Source organism: Rhizobium sp. 10N427 (genome assembly GCF_056394605.1).
On record NZ_JBFTID010000010.1, the window covers coordinates 118615 to 136810 of the forward strand.

Consider the following 18196-nt stretch of genomic DNA (forward strand, 5'->3'; position numbering starts at 1 on the left):
CTCCTGTCGCGGAGCTTCTTCGCGTTCGGAATTCCAGCCTCTGGAGCAGCATGACCACCCCGCAGATTCTCGCCTTCGGCGTCATTGGCCTGATGATGGCCGTCTTCATCTGGGACCGCTTCCGTTATGATCTTGTCGCCTGCTGCGCGCTGGTGCTGGCGATCTGTGTCGGCATCGTCCCCTTCGACAAGGCCTTCTCGGGGTTCAGCGATGACATCGTCATCATCGTCGGCAGCGCCCTGGTGGTGAGCGCAGGCGTCGCCCGCTCCGGCATCGTCGACAGCGCCATCAAACGCTTCTTCCCGAACCTCAATTCGCTGCATACGCAGCTGGCGCTGCTGTTGATCGTTGTCGCCGTGCTCTCCGCTTTCATCAAGAATATCGGCGCATTGGCGATCATGATCCCGGTCGCCTTCCAGTTCTCGAAGAAGACAGGGAAATCGCCCTCGCTCTATCTGATGCCGATGAGTTTTGCGGCCCTGCTCGGCGGCCTGATGACGCAGATCGGCACCTCGCCGAACATCGTCGTCTCGCGGCTGCGGGAGGAAATCACCGGCACATCCTTCACCATGTTCGATTTCACCCCCGTCGGCGCGACACTGGCCGTCGTCGGCGTGCTCTTCCTGATCTTCTTTCACTGGCTGGTCCCGGAGCGGGAAAACGAAAACCCGTCGCTGGAAGAAGCGCTGGGTTTGAAGACCTATTTCTCGGAAGCCACCGTCGTCGATGACTCCGGCTTCGATGGCAAGAAGCTCCGCGATATCCTCCAGCTCGGCGATGGCGAGGTGGTGGCGACAGCCATCCTGCGCGGGCATTCCCGCTTGTCGCCTTTTCCCGATGTGACGCTGAAATTAGGCGACACGATCCTGCTCGAAGGCGGCCCGGAGGCACTCGACCGTGTGGTTTCCAACGCCAAGCTCAAACTGTCAGGCAAGCAGATACCGGCAGCGAAAGAAGAAGGCGACGTTACCTCCATCGAAGCCGTCGTGTCGTCGGAATCGACTCTCATCGGCTGGTCGGCGCGCCAGCTTTCGCTTTTCAATCGCCGGCGCATCAATCTGCTGGCCGTCAGCCGCCAGGGTCACCGGCTCACCGAACGGCTGAGCGAAGTCACGCTCAAATCCGGCGACGTCCTCGTCCTCCAGGGCAGCCGCAAGAGCCTTCCGGCGTTCCTCCAAGAGTTTGCCTGCCTGCCGCTTGCCCAGCGCGATATCCTGCTCGGCACCCAGCGCCGCGCCTATGTGCCGCTGCTGATCCTCGCGGCCGCCATGGGCGCCACGGCAGCAGGCCTTGCGCCGGTCGCAACCGCCTTCTTCTGCGCCGCATTGGCCATGATCGTCTTCCGCGTCATCCCGCTGGCCGATGTCTACAAAGCGTTTGACGGCCCTATCCTGATCATGCTTGCCGCCCTGATCCCGGTCTCGGACTCGCTGCGCACCACCGGCGGCAGCGAGCTGATTGCCGGCTGGCTCGGCCACTTCGCCGCACAGATGCCGCCATTCGGCGCGCTGGCACTCATCCTGATCACCGCGATGGCGGTGACGCCCTTCCTCAACAACGCCGCCACCGTGCTGGTGATGGCGCCGATTGCCGCCAGCTTCGCTCAGACGCTCGGTTACAAGCCGGAGGCCTTCCTGATGGCGGTGGCGATCGGCGCCGGCTGCGATTTCCTCACCCCGATCGGCCACCAGTGCAACACGTTGGTCTTCGGCCCGGGCGGTTATCGCTTCAGCGATTACCCCCGTCTCGGCCTGCCGCTTTCCTTCATCATCATCCTCGTCAGCGTTCCCATGCTGCTCTATGTCTGGCCGCTGCAATGAGCCGGAGCGCCCATTTTTCTTGACGTCAGCGGTCGAATATGGCCTTAAGGCCAGCCAAACGGACAATCGCCGGGCGAAGTGCGCAACTTGCCCTTATCCGGCCGGTTTCCTGATCCAGTTATCTGCATTCTTCCTGCCGCGCGCCGCTTTTCACAGCAAAAGCCGTCGGCATTCATTTGACGGGCACAAAACAAATGACAGCTTCCGGCGTCCGCGTCCGCATTGCTCCCTCGCCGACCGGCGAGCCGCATGTCGGCACCGCATATATTGCACTCTTCAACTATCTCTTCGCCAAGAAGAACGGCGGCGAGTTCATCCTGCGCATCGAAGATACCGATGCCACCCGCTCGACCCCGGAATTCGAGCAGAAGGTGCTGGACGCGCTGAAGTGGTGCGGTCTCGAATGGTCGGAAGGTCCTGACGTCGGCGGCCCCTACGGCCCTTACCGCCAGTCCGACCGCAAGGACATGTACACGCCCTACGGCCAGGAACTGCTCGACAAGGGCCATGCCTTCCGCTGTTTCTGCACCCCCGAGCGTCTGGAGCAGATGCGCGAAGCCCAGCGCGCCGCCGGCAAGGCGCCGAAATACGATGGTCTCTGCCTGAAATACTCGGCCGAAGAAGTCAGCGCCAAGATGGCTGCCGGCGAAAGCTCGGTCATCCGCATGAAGATCCCTGCTGAGGGCTCCTGCGACTTCAACGACGGCGTCTATGGCGACGTGTCGATCCCGTGGGACAGCGTCGACATGCAGGTCCTCATCAAGGGCGACGGCATGCCGACCTATCACATGGCAAACGTCATCGACGATCACCTGATGAAGATCACCTACGTCGCCCGCGGCGAGGAGTGGCTGGCTTCGGTGCCGAAGCACATCCTGCTGTACCGTTATTTCGGTTGGGAAGCGCCCGTCTTCATGCATCTGTCGCTGATGCGAAATGCCGACAAGTCGAAGCTTTCGAAGCGCAAGAACCCGACCTCCATCTCCTATTACTCCGCTCTCGGCTACATCCCGGAAGCGCTGATGAACTTCCTCGGCCTGTTCTTCGTGCAGATCGCCGAAGGCGAGGAGCTGCTCGATATCGAGGAGCTCGCCGCCAAGTTCGACCCGGAGAACCTTTCCAAGGCCGGCGCCATTTTTGACATTCAGAAGCTCGACTGGCTGAACGGCCGCTGGATCCGCGAGAAGATGTCGGAAGAGGAATTCCAGGCCCGCGTCCTGACCTGGGCCATGGAAAACGACCGCCTGAAGGCCGGTCTTCGCCTGTCGCAGTCGCGCATTTCCAAGCTCGGCGAACTGCCGGAGCTCGCCGGCTTCCTGCTGAAGTCTGATCTCGGCCTCGATCCCTCGGCCTTTGCCAAGATCAAGTCGCCGCCGGAAGAGATCCTCGAGATCCTCAACACCGTTCAGCCGGATCTCGAAAAGATCCTCGAATGGAATGTCGAGACGATCGAAGCCGAACTGCGCGCGATTGCCGACCGCATGGGCAAGAAGCTGAAGGTCGTGGTAGCGCCGCTCTTCGTTGCCGTCTCCGGCTCGTCACGCTCGCTGCCGCTCTTCGATTCCATGGCGATCCTCGGCCGCTCGGTCGTGCGCCAGCGTCTCAAGCTCGCCTCGCAGGCAGTCGCCTCTCTCGTCGGCCCGAAGAACTGAACCGGACATTTGCACCATGACCGAAAAGACCGAAACAGCGACCCTTTCCTCCGACGCCACTGAAGTGCGCGCCCAGAAGCTCAAGCTGCTACGCGAGCAGATCGGCGACGTCTATCCGGCGCATTTCCACCGGACGATGACCAACGCCGAGCTGTCGGAAAAGTACAAGGATCTGGAATCCGACGTCGAGACGCAGGATGTCGTCACCGTCGCAGGCCGTGTCTATTCCTCGCGCAACTCGGGCATGTTCATGGATATCCATGACGCCGGCGGCAAGATCCAGATCTTCAGCCACAAGGACGTGACGCCGGAAGCAGCCCGCAACATGCTTGGCATGATCGATATGGGCGACATCATCGGCGTCACCGGCACCGTGCGCCGCACCAAGCGCGGCGAGCTGTCGATCAACGCCCGCGAAATCACCATGCTGACGAAGTCGCTTCTCCCCATGCCGGAGAAGTGGCACGGCATTTCCGACATCGAGATCCGCTATCGCAAGCGCCATCTCGACATCATGACCAATGAGGAGTCCAAGCTCCGCTTCCAGCAGCGCTCGAAGATCGTTTCGGGCGTGCGCCGCTTCATGGAAAATGACGGCTTCATGGAAATCGAGACGCCGATGCTGCATTCGGTCTATGGCGGCGCCACAGCCGAGCCGTTCAAAACGCATCACAACACGCTGAAGCTCGACATGTACCTGCGCATTGCGCCGGAACTTTTCCTGAAGCGCACGCTGGTTTCGGGCCTCACCGACAAGGTCTTCGAAATCAACCGCAACTTCCGCAACGAAGGCGTTTCCACCCGGCACAATCCTGAATTCACGATGATGGAGTGCTACTGGGCCTATGCCGACTACGAGGACATCATGGACCTCGTCGAGCGGCTGTTCGAAACCCTCGCACTGCAGATCCACGGCGCGACCGAATTCCCGTTCGGCGACAAGACGCTGTCCTTCAAGGGTCCGTTCAAGCGCGTGCCGATGCCGGATGCCGTTAAGGAAGTGACCGGCATCGATTTCCTGGCGATGAAGACCGACGAAGAAGCACGCGCTGCCGCCAAGGCTGCCGGTTTCGAAGTCGAGAAGGATTGGACCTGGGGCGAATGCCTGGCCTTCATCTTCGAAGAGAAGGTCGAGGCCACGCTGATCCAGCCGAGCCACGTCACCCACTTCCCGAAGGACATCTCGCCCTTCGCCAAGGAAGTGCCGGGCGAACCGCGCCTCGTCGAACGCTTCGAGACCTATTGCAACGCCTGGGAACTCGGCAATGCCTTCTCGGAGCTCAACGATCCCGAAGAACAGCGCCGCCGCATGGTCGAGCAGCTGGAGCAGGCCCACGCACGCGGCGAAAAGGACAAGCAACTCGACGACGAATTCCTTGATGCCATCGACCAGGGCATGCCGCCCGCGGGTGGTCTTGGCATCGGAATCGATCGCCTGATCATGCTGCTCACCAACGCACCATCGATCCGCGACGTCATTCTCTTCCCGGCCCGCCGCGCCAAGGCAGACTGAGAACAGCCATCCTAAACGACAAAAGCGGAGCGCCCGAAAGGACGCTCCGCTTTTTCTTTGCCGTCACCGGCTAAACTGTTGAAAATCTCAGTGCCCGCTTTTGGCAGGCGCGGCCTCGCTGCCTTCGCCGCCACCTTCGGCTGCTGGCGCTTCGCCTTCCTTGCCCTCGGCCGCAGGTGCTTCGCCCTCGCCCTCGCCGCCCTTGGCCTTCTGGCCCTTGCCGCCCTTCTTGCCGCCACCCTCTCCGCCTTCGGTCGAGGCGACAGCGGTCGGGTCGATGCAATCGGAATGCTCGTTAAACGAGGCGTTCAGCGCCTGGATTTCGGTTTCGGGAAGATCGACGCGCTCGCCGAAGAACAGCCCGTTGGCACTTGCCTGGCCGTCGTAGTAGCGCGCCGTGAACGGCTTGTCGTCGATACCCTCGATCATCTTTTCCGGATGCGGAATATAGACGACATCGGCGCCGATCGCCCGGCCGCGGATATCCGAACGCACGGTCGGGCCGTTCTGATCCAGCACCACGACCTGCACCAGATCGGGCTTGCTGTCGTTATAGAGTGCCTGCGCCACGCGAAGCGCGGTGCGGACACGCGTCACGCCATCGGTCGGTTCGGTCTTGATGTATTTGCGGAGCCAGACATGGTCCTGTTTCTTGATCGTCACCAGCGTGACATCGGTACAGGAAACGCCGTTGACCTCCTCTGCCGGAGGGCCAAGAATCTTGTCCTTGCCAATATAAAGCGCTGCGCCGCCGGAAGCGCCCGCGAAAAGCGCCATGCCGCCGATAACGATTGCCAGCTTCCGGGAAGGCCGGAATATGCGCAGTAAGGCCTTCACGCCAACTGCTCCGCCATCGACAAGACTCCAACTCGATACATGTTCGGAAAGCTAGTGAAACGACGTTTCGGAATGCTTAAGTGGCATCAGTAAAAACGCATCGGTGAGAATAAAACACCAAAAAAGGTCCGGATATTCACAGACTTGTCAGGCTGTATTTCGGCATGCTCTAAAGCCGCATGGCCTTCACGCTTCGTCAGCTCCAATATTTTGTCGCCGTTGCCGAACAGGGTTCGGTGACGCGCGCCGCGCAGAACCTTTCGATCTCGCAATCGTCGGTCACCGAAGCCCTGAAAGAGCTGGAAACGGATCTCGGCGTCACGCTCTTCGATCGCCACCCGCGTGGACTGACCATCACGCATAATGGCCATCAGTTTCTCCGCCATGCGACGAAAATCCTGGCAACGGTCTCGGATGCCCGCACCAGTTTTTCTGGTCAGCAAAGCGCGCTGTCGGGAACACTCAATATTGGTGTGACCTCGCTTGTCGCCGGCTATGTGCTCTCCGATCTGCTGGCCCGTTATCGCCGCGCCTGCCCGGGTGTCGATGTCAGCGCCATTGAGGACAATGGCGGCTATCTCGAACATCTTCTCGTCGGCGGCGAGCTCGATGTCGCCGTCATGGTGATCTCTAATCTGCGCGACCGCATGGCGCTTCAGGCGGAAATTCTTGAGACCTCGCCCTACCGCCTCTGGCTGCCGATGGGCCATCCGCTCGTCTCCGCCGACATCATCTCGGTTGCCGATATCGCCCGCGAGCCGCTGATCATGCTGACGGTCGATGAAATCGAGGAGAATACCGGCAAGCTGCTCTCGGCGCTCGGCGCCCGCCCGCACGTCGCCTTCCGCACACGCTCCGTCGAAGCGGTACGAAGCCTGGTTGCGACCGGCGCCGGTGTCGCGCTGCTGCCCGACCTCGTCTATCGGCCCTGGTCGCTGGAAGGCGACCGTATCGAGAGCCGCGATGTCTCGGGTTCTCTGCCGGTGGTGCAGGTCGGCATGGTCTGGCGCAAGGGATCGAGCCTGCCGCAGGCGGCGCGGGATTTCGTCGGCATCGCTGAAAGCATGCGCTCCGGCCGCATACGCTCCTGATCTATCGGAATTTCCGATATCACCTTTCTGATAAATGAATTTGCGAAAGCGGATTTTTCATCGCAACTTTTCAACCGGGAACAAAATGCCGCAACAAGCGGCTCAAACCGGGAGACAGACGATGACGAATCTCTTGAAATCCTGCACGGCCGCACTCGCGTGCCTGAGTTTCGCAACGCAGGTTATTGCCGCAGAACCGCTGAAGACGTTGGGCAAGGGTGAAGGTGCTGTCAGCATCGTCGCCTGGGCCGGCTATATCGAGCGCGGCGAAACCGACAAGAATTACGACTGGGTCACCGGCTTCGAAAAGGACACCGGCTGCAAGGTCACCGTAAAGACCGCCGCGACATCAGACGAAATGGTCTCGCTGATGAACGAAGGCGGCTTCGACCTCGTCACCGCCTCCGGCGACGCTTCGCTTCGCCTCATCGCCGGCAAGCGCGTCCAGCCGATCAACACCGATCTGATCCCGAGCTTCAAGAATGTCGATCCGCGCCTGCAGCAGGGTCCGTGGTACACGGTCGGCGGCGTGCATTACGGCGTTCCCTACCTCTGGGGACCGAACGTGCTGATGTACAACACCGACGCCTTCAAGGATAAGGCGCCGACCAGCTGGAAGGTGGTCTTCGAGGAAGAAACCCTGCCGGACGGCAAGTCCAACAAGGGCCGCGTCCAGGCCTATGACGGCGCGATCTATATCGCCGATGCCGCCATGTATCTCATGGCCCACAAGCCGGAGCTCGGCATCAAGGATCCCTACGAACTGAACGAAGATCAGTACAAGGCAGCGCTCGACCTGCTGCGCGGCCAGCGCAAGCTCGTCTCCCGTTACTGGCACGATGCGATGATCCAGATCGACGACTTCAAGAACGAAGGCGTCGTCGCTTCCGGCTCCTGGCCGTTCCAGGTCAACCTGATGCAGGCAGACAAGCAGAAGATTGCCTCGACCTTCCCCGAGGAAGGCGTCACCGGCTGGGCCGATACGACGATGCTGCATGCCGACGCCGACCACCCGAACTGCGCCTATATGTGGATGGAACACTCGCTGTCCGCCAAGGTTCAGGGCGACGCCGCCGCCTGGTTCGGCGCCGTTCCCTCGGTTCCGGCAGCCTGCAAGGGCAACGAGCTGATGACCGACACCGGTTGCGCCACCAACGGCTTCGACCACTTCGACAAGATCAAGTTCTGGAAGACCCCGGTTGCCAAGTGCACGACGCAGAGCGAATGCGTGCCGTACCATCGCTGGGTCTCCGACTATGTCGGCGTGATCGGCGGGCGGTAAGTCCCCTCCCCAACCCCTCCCCACAAGGGGGAGGGGCTACTCGATGCACCGCTCCGCTCCAATCTCAACGTCTGAGTTCGCCAAGAGGGAATGGCGGGGTTAAGCCCCTTTGGGGCGGGGTATTTTGCCAAGATTGAAGCATCACTTAGACACGCCCGGAGCCCCCACATGACACCCGCCGTCCGTTTCCAGAAGGTCTCGCGTCACTTCGGCCAGGTCCGCGCCGTCGATGGCGTCGATCTCGAGATCGCGCCGGGCGAGTTCTTCGCCATGCTCGGCCCCTCCGGCTCCGGCAAGACCACCTGCCTCCGGCTGATTGCCGGCTTCGAGCAGCCGACCAGCGGGCATATCCAGATTTTCGGCGAAACCGCCGAGGGCGTTCCGCCCTATCGCCGCAACGTCAACACCGTCTTCCAGGACTACGCGCTCTTCCCGCATCTCAACATTCTCGACAATGTCGCCTATGGCCTGATGGTCAAGGGCGTCGGCAAGGCTGAGCGCCTGCGGGAAGCCGAGAAGGCGCTGGAGCTGGTCAAGCTCCCCGGCTACGGCACCCGCCGGCCCGGCCAGCTCTCGGGCGGCCAGCGCCAACGCGTGGCGCTGGCGCGCGCCCTCGTCAACAAACCGAAGGTGCTGCTCCTCGACGAGCCGCTCGGCGCGCTCGATCTCAAACTCCGCGAACAGATGCAGGAGGAACTGAAGAGCCTGCAGCGCGCCCTCGGCATCACCTTCGTCTTCGTCACCCACGATCAGGGGGAGGCGCTGTCCATGGCCGACCGTGTTGCCGTCTTCAACGATGGCGGCATCGTTCAGGAAGGCACGCCGCACGATATCTACCGTCGCCCGAAAACCCGGTTCGTCGCCGATTTCGTCGGCTCGTCGAACGTCATCGCCCCGGAATTCATGGCCTCTCTCGGTGGCGAAAAGCGCTGGGCGAGCCTTCGCCCCGAGGCAATCCGCCTCGGCGATGGCGCAGAAGCAAAGGTCGAGAACGCCAGCTTCCTTGGCGCCGCAACGCGGCTCACCGTCGATATCCGCGGCACCCGCCTGCATGTGATGCTGCCCGCCGGCGCCGATGTGCCCGACGTTGGCTCCAGCGTCCGCCTCGGCTGGCAGCCGGGCGACGTCCACTACATGGATGACGCGGCATGAGCGCCATTGCGATGACAGGCAAGGACACGTCGATCCTGCCCGGCCGAGGCGGGTTTTTCGGCAGCCTCTCCGACGCCTTCTGGCGGCACCCGAAACTGCTGCTGTTCCTGATGCTGACACCGCCGCTGCTCTGGCTTGGCATCATCTATATCGGCTCGCTGATCGCTCTTTTGCTGCAGAGCTTCTTCTCGATCGACGATTTCTCGGGGATGATCAGCTACGAGTTCACGCTGTCCACCTATGCGCAGCTGCTGAACCCGACCAATTTCGACATCATCGTCCGCACGGTGGTCATGGCGGCGCTCGTCACCGTCGCCTCCGCCTTCATCGCCTTCCCGATCGCCTATTATGCGGCGCGCTATGCGCAGGGAAAATGGAAGGCGCTCTTCTATCTCGGCATCATGCTGCCGCTCTGGTCGAGCTATCTGGTGAAGATCTACGCCTGGAAGCTGATCCTCGCTAAGGAAGGCATCCTCACCTGGTTCTTCGACAAGCTCTATCTCTCCTGGCTGCTCGACGGCATCCTGAACCTGCCCGTCATCGGCGGCAATTCGCTCTCCGTCAGCTACCTCGGCACTTTCATCGTCTTCGTCTATATCTGGCTGCCCTACATGATCCTGCCGACGCAGGCCGCCCTCGAGCGCGTGCCCGGTAACCTGATCGAGGCCTCTTCGGATCTCGGCGCCACCCCGCGCCAGACCTTCCGCACCGTGCTCTTCCCGCTGGCACTGCCGGGCATCGTCGCCGGTTCGATCTTCACCTTCTCGTTGACGCTCGGCGACTACATCATCCCGCAGATCATCGGTTCCTCGCGTCTTTTCATCGGCCAGGCGGTCTATACGCAGCAGGGCACGGCCGGAAACGTGCCGCTCGCCGCCGCCTTCTCCGTCGTGCCGATCGTCATCATGGCCATCTATCTCTGGCTTGCCAAAAAACAGGGAGCTTTCGATGCGCTCTGATCGCGGACAACGATCCCCTCTGATCCTCAAGATCGCCGCCGCAGGCGGGCTGCTCTTCCTGCATCTGCCGATCCTGCTGATCTTCGTCTATGCCTTCACGACGGAAGAGAAGAGCTACCAGTGGCCGCCGCCCGGCCTGACCCTGCAGTGGTTCGGCATTGCCTGGAACCGCCCGGACGTCTGGTCCGCATTGGGGCTGTCCGTTCAGGTCGCCTGCATCGCCACCGCGATCGCGCTCGTGCTGGGCACGCTCTGCGCCGCCGCCGTCAGCCAGACGAAATTCTTCGGCCGTGAGGCGATCTCGCTGCTCGTCATCCTGCCGATCGCCCTTCCCGGGATCATCACCGGCATTGCGCTGCGCTCGGCCTTCAGCCTGTTCGATATCCCGTTCTCGGTCTGGACGATCGTGCTCGGTCACGCCACCTTCTGCGTCGTCGTCGTCTATAACAACGCCGTCGCCCGCTTCCGGCGAACGTCGGGCTCGCTGATCGAGGCCTCGATGGACCTCGGCGCAGATGGCTTCCAGACCTTCCGCCATGTCGTGTTGCCGAATATCGGCACGGCGCTCTTGGCCGGCGGCATGCTGGCATTCGCGCTGTCCTTCGACGAAGTCATCGTCACCACCTTCACCGGCGGGCAGCAATCAACGCTGCCGATCTGGATGCTGGAAGAGCTGATCCGCCCGCGCCAGCGCCCCGTCACCAACGTGGTCGCCATGGTGGTCGTGCTGGTTACCTTCCTGCCAATCCTCGCAGCCTATTACCTCACCCGCGACGGCGACCAGATTGCCGGCGCCGGAAAATAACCAGAGTGGGATGCCCCCATCCGCTCGATGAACAAAAGGGAGAACATCATGGACACCCAAATGCTGATCGGCTCGCGCTTCGAAGCGGGCACGGAAACGGAAGAACACGTCCTGAACCCGAAGACGGGCGAAAAGGTGCTGGATCTGCCGGAAGCGTCGCTCGGCCAGGTCGACGCCGCCGTAGATTCCGCCGATAAGGCCTTCAAGAGCTGGTCGCAGACGACGCCCGGCGAGCGCTCCTCCTACCTCCTGAAGATCGCCGACGCGATCGAGCGGGATGCGCAGGGTTTCGCGGCGCTGGAAGCGCTGAACTGCGGCAAGCCGATCAACGCCGTCCTCAACGATGAAATCCCGGCGATCGTCGATTGCTACCGCTTCTTTGCGGGCGCCGTGCGCAATCTGCATGCCCCAGCCGCCGGCGAATACCTGCCCGGTCACACCTCGATGATCCGCCGCGATCCGATCGGCATCGTCGGCTCGATCGCGCCCTGGAACTATCCGCTGATGATGATGGCCTGGAAGCTGGCACCGGCGATCGCCGGCGGCAACACGGTTGTCTTCAAGCCCTCTGAACAGACGCCGCTAACGGCGCTGAAGATGGCGAAGCTGCTCTCCGAAATCCTGCCCGAAGGCGTCGTCAACGTCATCCTCGGCCGCGGCGAGAGCGTCGGCAACGCGCTGATCAACCATCCGAAGATCGGCATGGTGTCGATCACCGGCGATGTCGCCACCGGCAAGAAGGTGTTGCAGGCCGCCGCCAAGACCGTCAAGCGCACCCATCTGGAACTCGGCGGCAAGGCGCCGGTCATCGTCTTCGACGATGCCGATATCGACGCCGTCGTCGCCGGCATCCGCACCTTCGGCTATTACAATGCCGGTCAGGACTGCACCGCCGCCTGCCGCATCTATGCCGACGCCAAGGTCTACGACAAATTCGTCGCCGACCTCTCCTCCGCCGTCTCCTCGATCAAGTTCAATCAGGCCGAAGACACCGAAAACGAGATCGGCCCGCTGATCTCCAAGCGCCAGCGCGACCGCGTGGAAAGTTTCGTCGCCCGGGCATCCGAGCACAAGCACATGGAAGTCACCACCGGTGGCAAGGCCTCCGGCGACAAGGGCTTCTTCTTCACCCCGACCGTCATTGCCGGCGCGACGCAGGACGATGAGATCGTCCGCCGCGAAGTCTTCGGCCCCGTCGTCTCGGTCACCCGCTTCAGCGATGTCGAGGATGCCGTGACCTGGGCGAATGACAGCGACTACGGCCTGGCCTCTTCCGTCTGGACCAAGGATATCGGCCGCGGCATGAAGACGGCCGCCCGCCTGCAATATGGCTGCACCTGGATCAACACGCATTTCATGCTGGTCAACGAGATGCCGCATGGTGGCGTCAAGCAATCCGGCTACGGCAAGGACATGTCGGTCTATGCTTTGGAAGACTACACGGCGGTCCGCCACGTAATGATCAACCACGGATGAAATAACCCGAAGGGGTTATTGCAATAACATATCTGTGATACGAGGCCGCCGTGAACAACTACGGCGGTCTTTTTGTTGATATATTTCAATATTGCGTTGAACGAACATCTGCTCCATATTTGAGCAAAGCCTTGGCAATGGCCGCGGGGGGCTACGAAGGCTGATAAGTTTCAATGGCATCGGTAATTAATATTGCAGAACTCGAGCGCGCACTTGCCGGTTTGATGGATTCCGCATTGATGCCGGAGACTTGGGCCGGCACGCTGGAGGCGATCAGCCGCGCGACCGGTTCGGCCGGCGCGCACATCATGCCCGTGCGCGGAAAATTCGAAGCTGGCGTGCTGACCACCCCCAATTTTCTGGAGGCCTTCGACGTCTATTTCGCCGAAGGCTGGTACAAGCGCGACTTTCGCGAGCGCGGTCTGCCGATCGGCCTCAGCAAGGGCGTGGTGATCGAGCACGACATCGCAGACAGCGCCGATTTCGAGCGCCAGGCCTTTTATACCGATTTTCTGGCGCGCTTCGGCATGCGCTATTCCGCGATGGTCCTCTTCGAAATCAGGGGCAGCACCCTCAGCATCAATCTGCAGCGGGGCATGAACGACACGCCCTTCGACCGCTCTGATGAACCGCTGCTGCTCGCCATGCAATCACGGCTCTCGGCCGCCGCGGAGATCGTCCGGACCCTTGATGCGGCAAAGGTCGGCGGCATGGGAGACGCCTTCGACCTCACTGCCGCCGCAGCAATCTTCTTCGACCGCAAGGGCCGGATCACCTATCTCAACAGCCGAGCCGAAAAGCTGCTCGATGACGAAGTCCGCGTCGCAGGCGGCGAGTTCTTCTCGGTAAAACAGAGCGAGGCGGCGCAGCTGCAGCGGCAGGTCCTGTCGGCGGCCGATGGCGCGCTGTTCATCGATCTTCCGTCTGTCCGCATATCCCGAACCGGAAAGCCGCCGCTGGTCGCCCGCGTCCAGAAGCTTCAGGGTCTCGCCGCAGACCTCTTTGCCCATTCCAGCGTTGTCGTCCTGATCACCGACCTCGCAGAACGCGAAGGGCCGAGCATTGAGCTGCTGCGCAGCACCTTTGCGCTGACGCCGCAGGAAGGCACGGTGGCAAAGCTGCTGCTTGACGGCTCCTCGCCGCGAGAAATCGCCACCATTTGCGGACTGCAATATGAAACGGCGCGCGGCTACGTCAAACGCGTACTCGCCAAGACGGGCACTCAAAGGCAGGCGCAGCTGATCGCCCTGCTCTCAGGTCTGAAGTCTTAGGTGACCACCTGGGCACCATAGAGCGCCCATAGCTCCCAGCCGCCTTCCCAGATCATGTCGAGCGCCACATAGACGATGATGGCAAGACCGATCCAGCCGATCCAGCGGAAGCGGCTGAGCAGCTTGGCGACGAAATTCGAGGCGACGCCCATGAGAACGACCGAGAGAATGAGGCCGAAAACCAGCGCCGTCATGTTCGATTTCGCGGCACCCGCCACCGCCAGAACGTTATCGAGCGACATCGAGAGATCGGCGAAGATGATCTGCCCGATCGCCTGACGCAGAAGCTTCGGCTTGTGCGCATGATGCCCGGCCGCGTCATCTCCACCCTCTTCTTCGCCCGCCTCCCGAAGTTCCTTGAACATCGTCCAGCAGATCCAGAGCAGCAGGAAGCCGCCGATCAGGTTGATCCCCTTGATGACGAGCAGTTCGGCGGCGATGACGGCGAAGACGATGCGGATCACCGCAGCTGCGGCAATGCCTGCGACGATCGCCTTGCCGCGCAGCTCCGGCGCCAGACCCGCCGCCGCCATGCCGATGACAATCACATTATCCCCGGAGAGGATGATGTTGATCATGATGACTTCGAGATAGATGGAAATGACGGCGGGATCAAAGAAGGAGGACATCAAGGCACTTTCGTCGATGGGGCAAATCGATGAGAAAATCCCCACGCCTTCAGCGCGCCTGCAGCGCAGATACGCGGCAGATCGTGACCCTTAGGAATTGGGGGCTCTTCCTAGAAAAAGTTTGAAACAGATCAAGGCCCGGTTGAAAAGCCCTGCGACCGGCCGATGAAGGCAGATTGGAAAATCGCCTGTTATTTCAATCGATTTTATTATGCGACGGGAACAAATTGCCGTCTTCCGCGTCTTCTTCTGCGTCCAACACAGAGGAAACCTCCATGCTTAAGTGGGCTCTCATATTTTTCGTCATTTCGCTGATCGCCGGCTTCTTCGGCTTCTCGGGCATATCCGCTGCGACCGCGACGATCGCGCGCGTCCTCTTCGGCATCGCCCTGGTGATCTTCCTGATCTTCCTCGTCCTTGCACTGATGGCGGGACAGGCGATCCTCTAGCGCAAAAAGCGGCGAGCCTCAGAGCAGGCTCGCCCCGACATTGATCGCCAGCGCCAGGATTGTCGTGTTGAAGAGAAACGACAGCACGGCATGCAGCAGCGCGATCTTGCGCATCGTGCGCGACGACAGGCCGATATCGGCCGTCTGTGCGGCGACACCGATGGTGAAGGAGAAATAGAGGAAGTCCCAATAGATGGGCTCCTCTATCTTGTCTGGAAAAACCAGACCTTCAGCCTTGTCCCGCCCGCCATAAAAACGGTGGGCATAGTGGATCGTGAAGAGCGTGTGCAGGAAAACCCAGGAAATCAGGATGGTGACGATCGCCGCCATGGCCCGTCCCAGCGCCACATCGGCCGGCGCGTCCTTGACTGAATGCAGCTCGAGACCGATACCGGCAATGCTCGCAACGGCGGCGGCGATCGACAGGAACAGTACGAACGTATCGGAAAAATCGAGGTCTTCGGAGCGGCGGCGAATATCGGAAACGGTCGCCCGCAGCATCTTGCGCCAGCTTATCACGATGAAGACGATCGCTGTCACATTCCAGCCGACCAGCACATTCTTGGCATTCACGTCGCGGGACGTCAGCAGCAGGAACACAGCAAACCCGGCAGCGAAAGCGATGATGAAACTGCCATGCCTGATTGCGTAGCTCATAAACCCGGAGCGCTTCCCGCCTGCCATTCCGCTTCTCCCGTCTCAGCTGATGATATGAAACATGAAAAAGGCCCGGACACCATCGGCGTCCGGGCCTTTTCAAGGACTTGTGTAAAGGCCTTAGGCAGCAGCGAGCTGCAGTTCCTTCTGCACCATGCCGCGCAGCGTGCCGAGATCCTTGGCGAACGCGCGGATGCCTTCGGCGAGCTTTTCGGTCGCCATCGCATCTTCGTTCATCATCCAGCGGAACGTCTTTTCATCGACGCTGATCTTCGCAGCCGGCTTCACCGTCTCCGGCGACAGCTTGCGCTCGAGCTTGCCCTGGTCGTTCGACAGTTCATCGAGCAGGTTCGGCGCAATCGTCAGGCGATCGCAACCGGCCAGCGCTTCGATTTCACCGGCGCTGCGGAACGAGGCACCCATGACGATCGTCTTGATGTCGTTGGCCTTGTAGTAGTTGTAGATATCGCGAACGGAGACCACGCCCGGATCTTCCTCAGGCGTGTAATCCTTGCCCGTCGACTTCTTGTACCAGTCGAGAATACGGCCGACGAAGGGCGAGATCAGGAACACCTTGGCGTCAGCGCAGGCGACGGCCTGTGCCTTCGAGAAGAGCAGCGTCAGGTTGCAGTCGATGCCTTCCTTCTGCAGCACTTCGGCAGCGCGGATGCCTTCCCAGGTGGATGCGAGCTTGATCAGGATACGGTCCTTCTCGATGCCACGTTCCTTGTAGCCGGCGATGATGCTGTGAGCCTTGTCGATCGAAGCCTTGGTATCGAAGGAAAGGTCGGCATCGACTTCCGTCGAGACGCGGCCAGGCACCAGCTTCGAGAGCGCGGCACCAACGGAGATCGCCAGGCGATCGGCAACGGCGGCCGAAACAGCCTCGGCATTGCCGCCCTGCTTCTTGCCCCAGGCAACACCTTCCTTGATCGCATCGGCAAACATAGGCGTGCCGAGTGCCTTCAGAACGATGCTCGGGTTAGTCGTGCAATCGACGGGCTTCAGGCGCGCCACGGCCTCGATGTCGCCGGTATCGGCAACCACCGTGGTTATCTCGCGGAGTTGGTCAAGCTTGGATGTCATGGTCAAAATCCTTTGTGACTGAGCTGCGAACCGGCGCGACCTTCGCCCGGAAAAGAGGTGATCTACGGAATGCTGACGTTCGTGTTGCAGGCGAAGAAGCGCGGCTCCATCACGGCTGTTGAGCTAACGGGAGTTGCACCGGCAATGTTCCGGGCCGGAGCCGAAAGAATGGCGCGATAATTCGGCGCAGGCAATGCCTGCGGCACCAAGGCCGGTCCTGACTTTCCGTATGCCCGCACACTGTCCTCCTCGGACGGACAAGAACGACGTCTGTCGCGGATAATATCGCAATTCCGTTCATCGAAAGTCAAGGACATTTGTGCATTTCAATTGACATAAGTGTCACACCCGTCATTATCGGCGGGAACAATGCGATGCCCGAGCGCCTTTCGCTTGCTGCAGGCAATTAGGGTGAAATTCTCGCGGGAGAAGATGTGGTCAAGCTGAAGCGCGGCACGCACACCGCTTATTCCGAAGCTTCCTCGCTGAGGCTCAGGGCGGCGTGGCTCTACTACAATCAGGGCCTCACGCAGAAGGACGTTGCCGAGCAACTCGGCATCAGCCGCACCACCGTCATCCGCCTTCTCGACGAAGCGATGAAGCGCAGCGAAGTGCAGATCTGGATCAACGATTCGATCGGCGACTGTGTCGAGCTTTCGGTCAAGCTCGAGCGCGCCTACGGCCTTGATGAGGCAATTGTCGTCCCCTCCCCCGCAAACAGCGACGTTAATGCGCTGGCGAAAAGCGTCGGCCTGGCGCTCGGCCAGTTTCTCTCCGAAGCCATCCCCGACAACTACACGATCGGCGTCGGCTGGGGCCGCACGATGACAGCCTCGCTCTCAAGCTTCCGCTCGCCCCGGCGCGACAATTGCAAGGTCGTCTCGCTGCTCGGTGGCGTCGTTGCCGTGCACCAGACCAATCCAATCGACTACACCTGGCGCCTGGCGAGTCAGCTCGGCGCCGAGTGCTACATGTTCCTGGCGCCGCTGCTGGTCGATTCCATCGAGACCAAACGCAACCTGATCGATAAATGCGGCCTTGACTCGATCTACCGGCTTGCCGAGAATCTTGACCTGGCAATCGTCTCCTGCGGCGATATCGGTCCGCATTCGACGTCGCTCTCCGAGGGATGGATTTCGAAGGCCGAGCTGCAAGAGCTGATCGACGCCGGCTGCGTCTGCGACACGATGTTCAACTTCCTCGACAAGGACGGAAACACCGTCGATCACTCGATCAACAGCCGCGTCATGTCGGTCGATCTCGACACGTTGAAAAAGGCAAAGCACATCGTGCTCTCCTCCGGCGGCGCACACCGCGCCACCGCTATTCGCGCCACGATCAAGCGGATCGGCTGCAATACGCTGATCACGGATGAGAGCGCGGCGAAAGCATTGTTGGAATTGGCCGAAGGCTAGCTCGCGGACTTGGCGCCCTCATCCGCCCTTTGGGCACCTTCTCCCCGGGGAAGAAGGGAAAAGAACCGCCTACCCCGAAATCTGAGACGGAACGGCACGCCG

General features: G+C 61.1%; 16 protein-coding genes. 12 read left to right on the forward strand and 4 right to left on the reverse strand.

The window, feature by feature from the left end; genetic code table 11:
- Positions 1 to 50 precede the first annotated feature (50 nt).
- From AC1DIJ_RS20750 to lysS, 3 genes are all read left to right on the forward strand, one after another.
- Positions 51 to 1820 (forward strand): SLC13 family permease, encoded by a 1770-nt coding sequence (locus AC1DIJ_RS20750; protein ID WP_112385632.1) that lies wholly within the window; start codon positions 51 to 53, stop codon positions 1818 to 1820.
- A 194-nt stretch (positions 1821 to 2014) separates the two neighbouring features.
- Complete coding sequence (gene gltX, locus AC1DIJ_RS20755; RefSeq protein ID WP_112385633.1) at positions 2015 to 3472, forward strand: glutamate--tRNA ligase; 1458 nt, start codon at positions 2015 to 2017, stop codon at positions 3470 to 3472.
- 16 nt (positions 3473 to 3488) lie between these two features.
- Complete coding sequence (gene lysS, locus AC1DIJ_RS20760; protein WP_112385634.1) at positions 3489 to 4985, forward strand: lysine--tRNA ligase; 1497 nt, start codon at positions 3489 to 3491, stop codon at positions 4983 to 4985.
- 87 nt (positions 4986 to 5072) lie between these two features.
- On the opposite strand, the gene AC1DIJ_RS20765 is transcribed toward lysS, so the two are convergent.
- A complete protein-coding gene (locus tag AC1DIJ_RS20765) occupies positions 5073 to 5822 on the reverse strand; it encodes a hypothetical protein (protein WP_112385635.1) in 750 nt (249 codons plus the stop codon).
- A 179-nt stretch (positions 5823 to 6001) separates the two neighbouring features.
- Here AC1DIJ_RS20765 and AC1DIJ_RS20770 point away from each other — a divergent pair, with 179 nt between their 5' ends.
- The 7 genes from AC1DIJ_RS20770 to AC1DIJ_RS20800 all read left to right on the forward strand — a co-directional run bounded on the left by AC1DIJ_RS20770 (position 6002) and on the right by AC1DIJ_RS20800 (position 13858).
- Positions 6002 to 6913, forward strand: a complete 912-nt coding sequence (locus AC1DIJ_RS20770; protein WP_112385636.1) for a LysR family transcriptional regulator — start codon at positions 6002 to 6004, stop codon at positions 6911 to 6913.
- A 121-nt stretch (positions 6914 to 7034) separates the two neighbouring features.
- Positions 7035 to 8195, forward strand: a complete 1161-nt coding sequence (locus AC1DIJ_RS20775) for an ABC transporter substrate-binding protein (RefSeq protein ID WP_112385637.1) — start codon at positions 7035 to 7037, stop codon at positions 8193 to 8195.
- Between the two features lie 168 nt (positions 8196 to 8363).
- On the forward strand, positions 8364 to 9347 hold the full coding sequence (locus tag AC1DIJ_RS20780) for an ABC transporter ATP-binding protein (protein ID WP_112385638.1): 984 nt from the start codon (positions 8364 to 8366) through the stop codon (positions 9345 to 9347).
- A complete protein-coding gene (locus tag AC1DIJ_RS20785) occupies positions 9344 to 10306 on the forward strand; it encodes an ABC transporter permease (RefSeq protein WP_112385639.1) in 963 nt (320 codons plus the stop codon). The genes AC1DIJ_RS20780 and AC1DIJ_RS20785 overlap by 4 nt, the downstream gene beginning before the upstream one ends.
- Entirely contained in the window at positions 10296 to 11111 is an 816-nt protein-coding gene (locus AC1DIJ_RS20790) for an ABC transporter permease (protein WP_112385640.1), read from the forward strand. Before AC1DIJ_RS20785 ends, AC1DIJ_RS20790 begins: the two co-directional genes overlap by 11 nt.
- 48 nt (positions 11112 to 11159) lie before the next feature.
- A complete protein-coding gene (locus AC1DIJ_RS20795; protein WP_112385728.1) occupies positions 11160 to 12587 on the forward strand; it encodes a gamma-aminobutyraldehyde dehydrogenase in 1428 nt (475 codons plus the stop codon).
- A gap of 173 nt (positions 12588 to 12760) precedes the next feature.
- Positions 12761 to 13858 (forward strand): helix-turn-helix transcriptional regulator, encoded by a 1098-nt coding sequence (locus AC1DIJ_RS20800; RefSeq protein ID WP_112385641.1) that lies wholly within the window; start codon positions 12761 to 12763, stop codon positions 13856 to 13858.
- On the opposite strand, the gene AC1DIJ_RS20805 is transcribed toward AC1DIJ_RS20800, so the two are convergent.
- Positions 13855 to 14487, reverse strand: a complete 633-nt coding sequence (locus tag AC1DIJ_RS20805; protein ID WP_112385642.1) for a YjbE family putative metal transport protein — start codon at positions 14485 to 14487, stop codon at positions 13855 to 13857. The genes AC1DIJ_RS20800 and AC1DIJ_RS20805 overlap by 4 nt on opposite strands.
- A 275-nt stretch (positions 14488 to 14762) precedes the next feature.
- Here AC1DIJ_RS20805 and AC1DIJ_RS20810 point away from each other — a divergent pair, with 275 nt between their 5' ends.
- Positions 14763 to 14936 carry a DUF1328 domain-containing protein gene (locus AC1DIJ_RS20810; protein WP_112385643.1) on the forward strand — a complete coding sequence of 58 codons (174 nt, stop codon included), beginning with the start codon at positions 14763 to 14765 and terminating at the stop codon, positions 14934 to 14936.
- Between the two features lie 18 nt (positions 14937 to 14954).
- On the opposite strand, the gene AC1DIJ_RS20815 is transcribed toward AC1DIJ_RS20810, so the two are convergent.
- Both AC1DIJ_RS20815 and tal read right to left on the reverse strand, forming a co-directional pair.
- Complete coding sequence (locus AC1DIJ_RS20815; RefSeq protein WP_112385644.1) at positions 14955 to 15620, reverse strand: DUF1345 domain-containing protein; 666 nt, start codon at positions 15618 to 15620, stop codon at positions 14955 to 14957.
- A 93-nt stretch (positions 15621 to 15713) separates the two neighbouring features.
- Complete coding sequence (tal, locus tag AC1DIJ_RS20820) at positions 15714 to 16679, reverse strand: transaldolase (protein WP_112385645.1); 966 nt, start codon at positions 16677 to 16679, stop codon at positions 15714 to 15716.
- A gap of 434 nt (positions 16680 to 17113) precedes the next feature.
- On the opposite strand from tal, the gene AC1DIJ_RS20825 reads away from it, so the two are divergent.
- Positions 17114 to 18094, forward strand: a complete 981-nt coding sequence (locus tag AC1DIJ_RS20825; protein WP_112385646.1) for a sugar-binding transcriptional regulator — start codon at positions 17114 to 17116, stop codon at positions 18092 to 18094.
- Positions 18095 to 18196 lie beyond the last annotated feature (102 nt).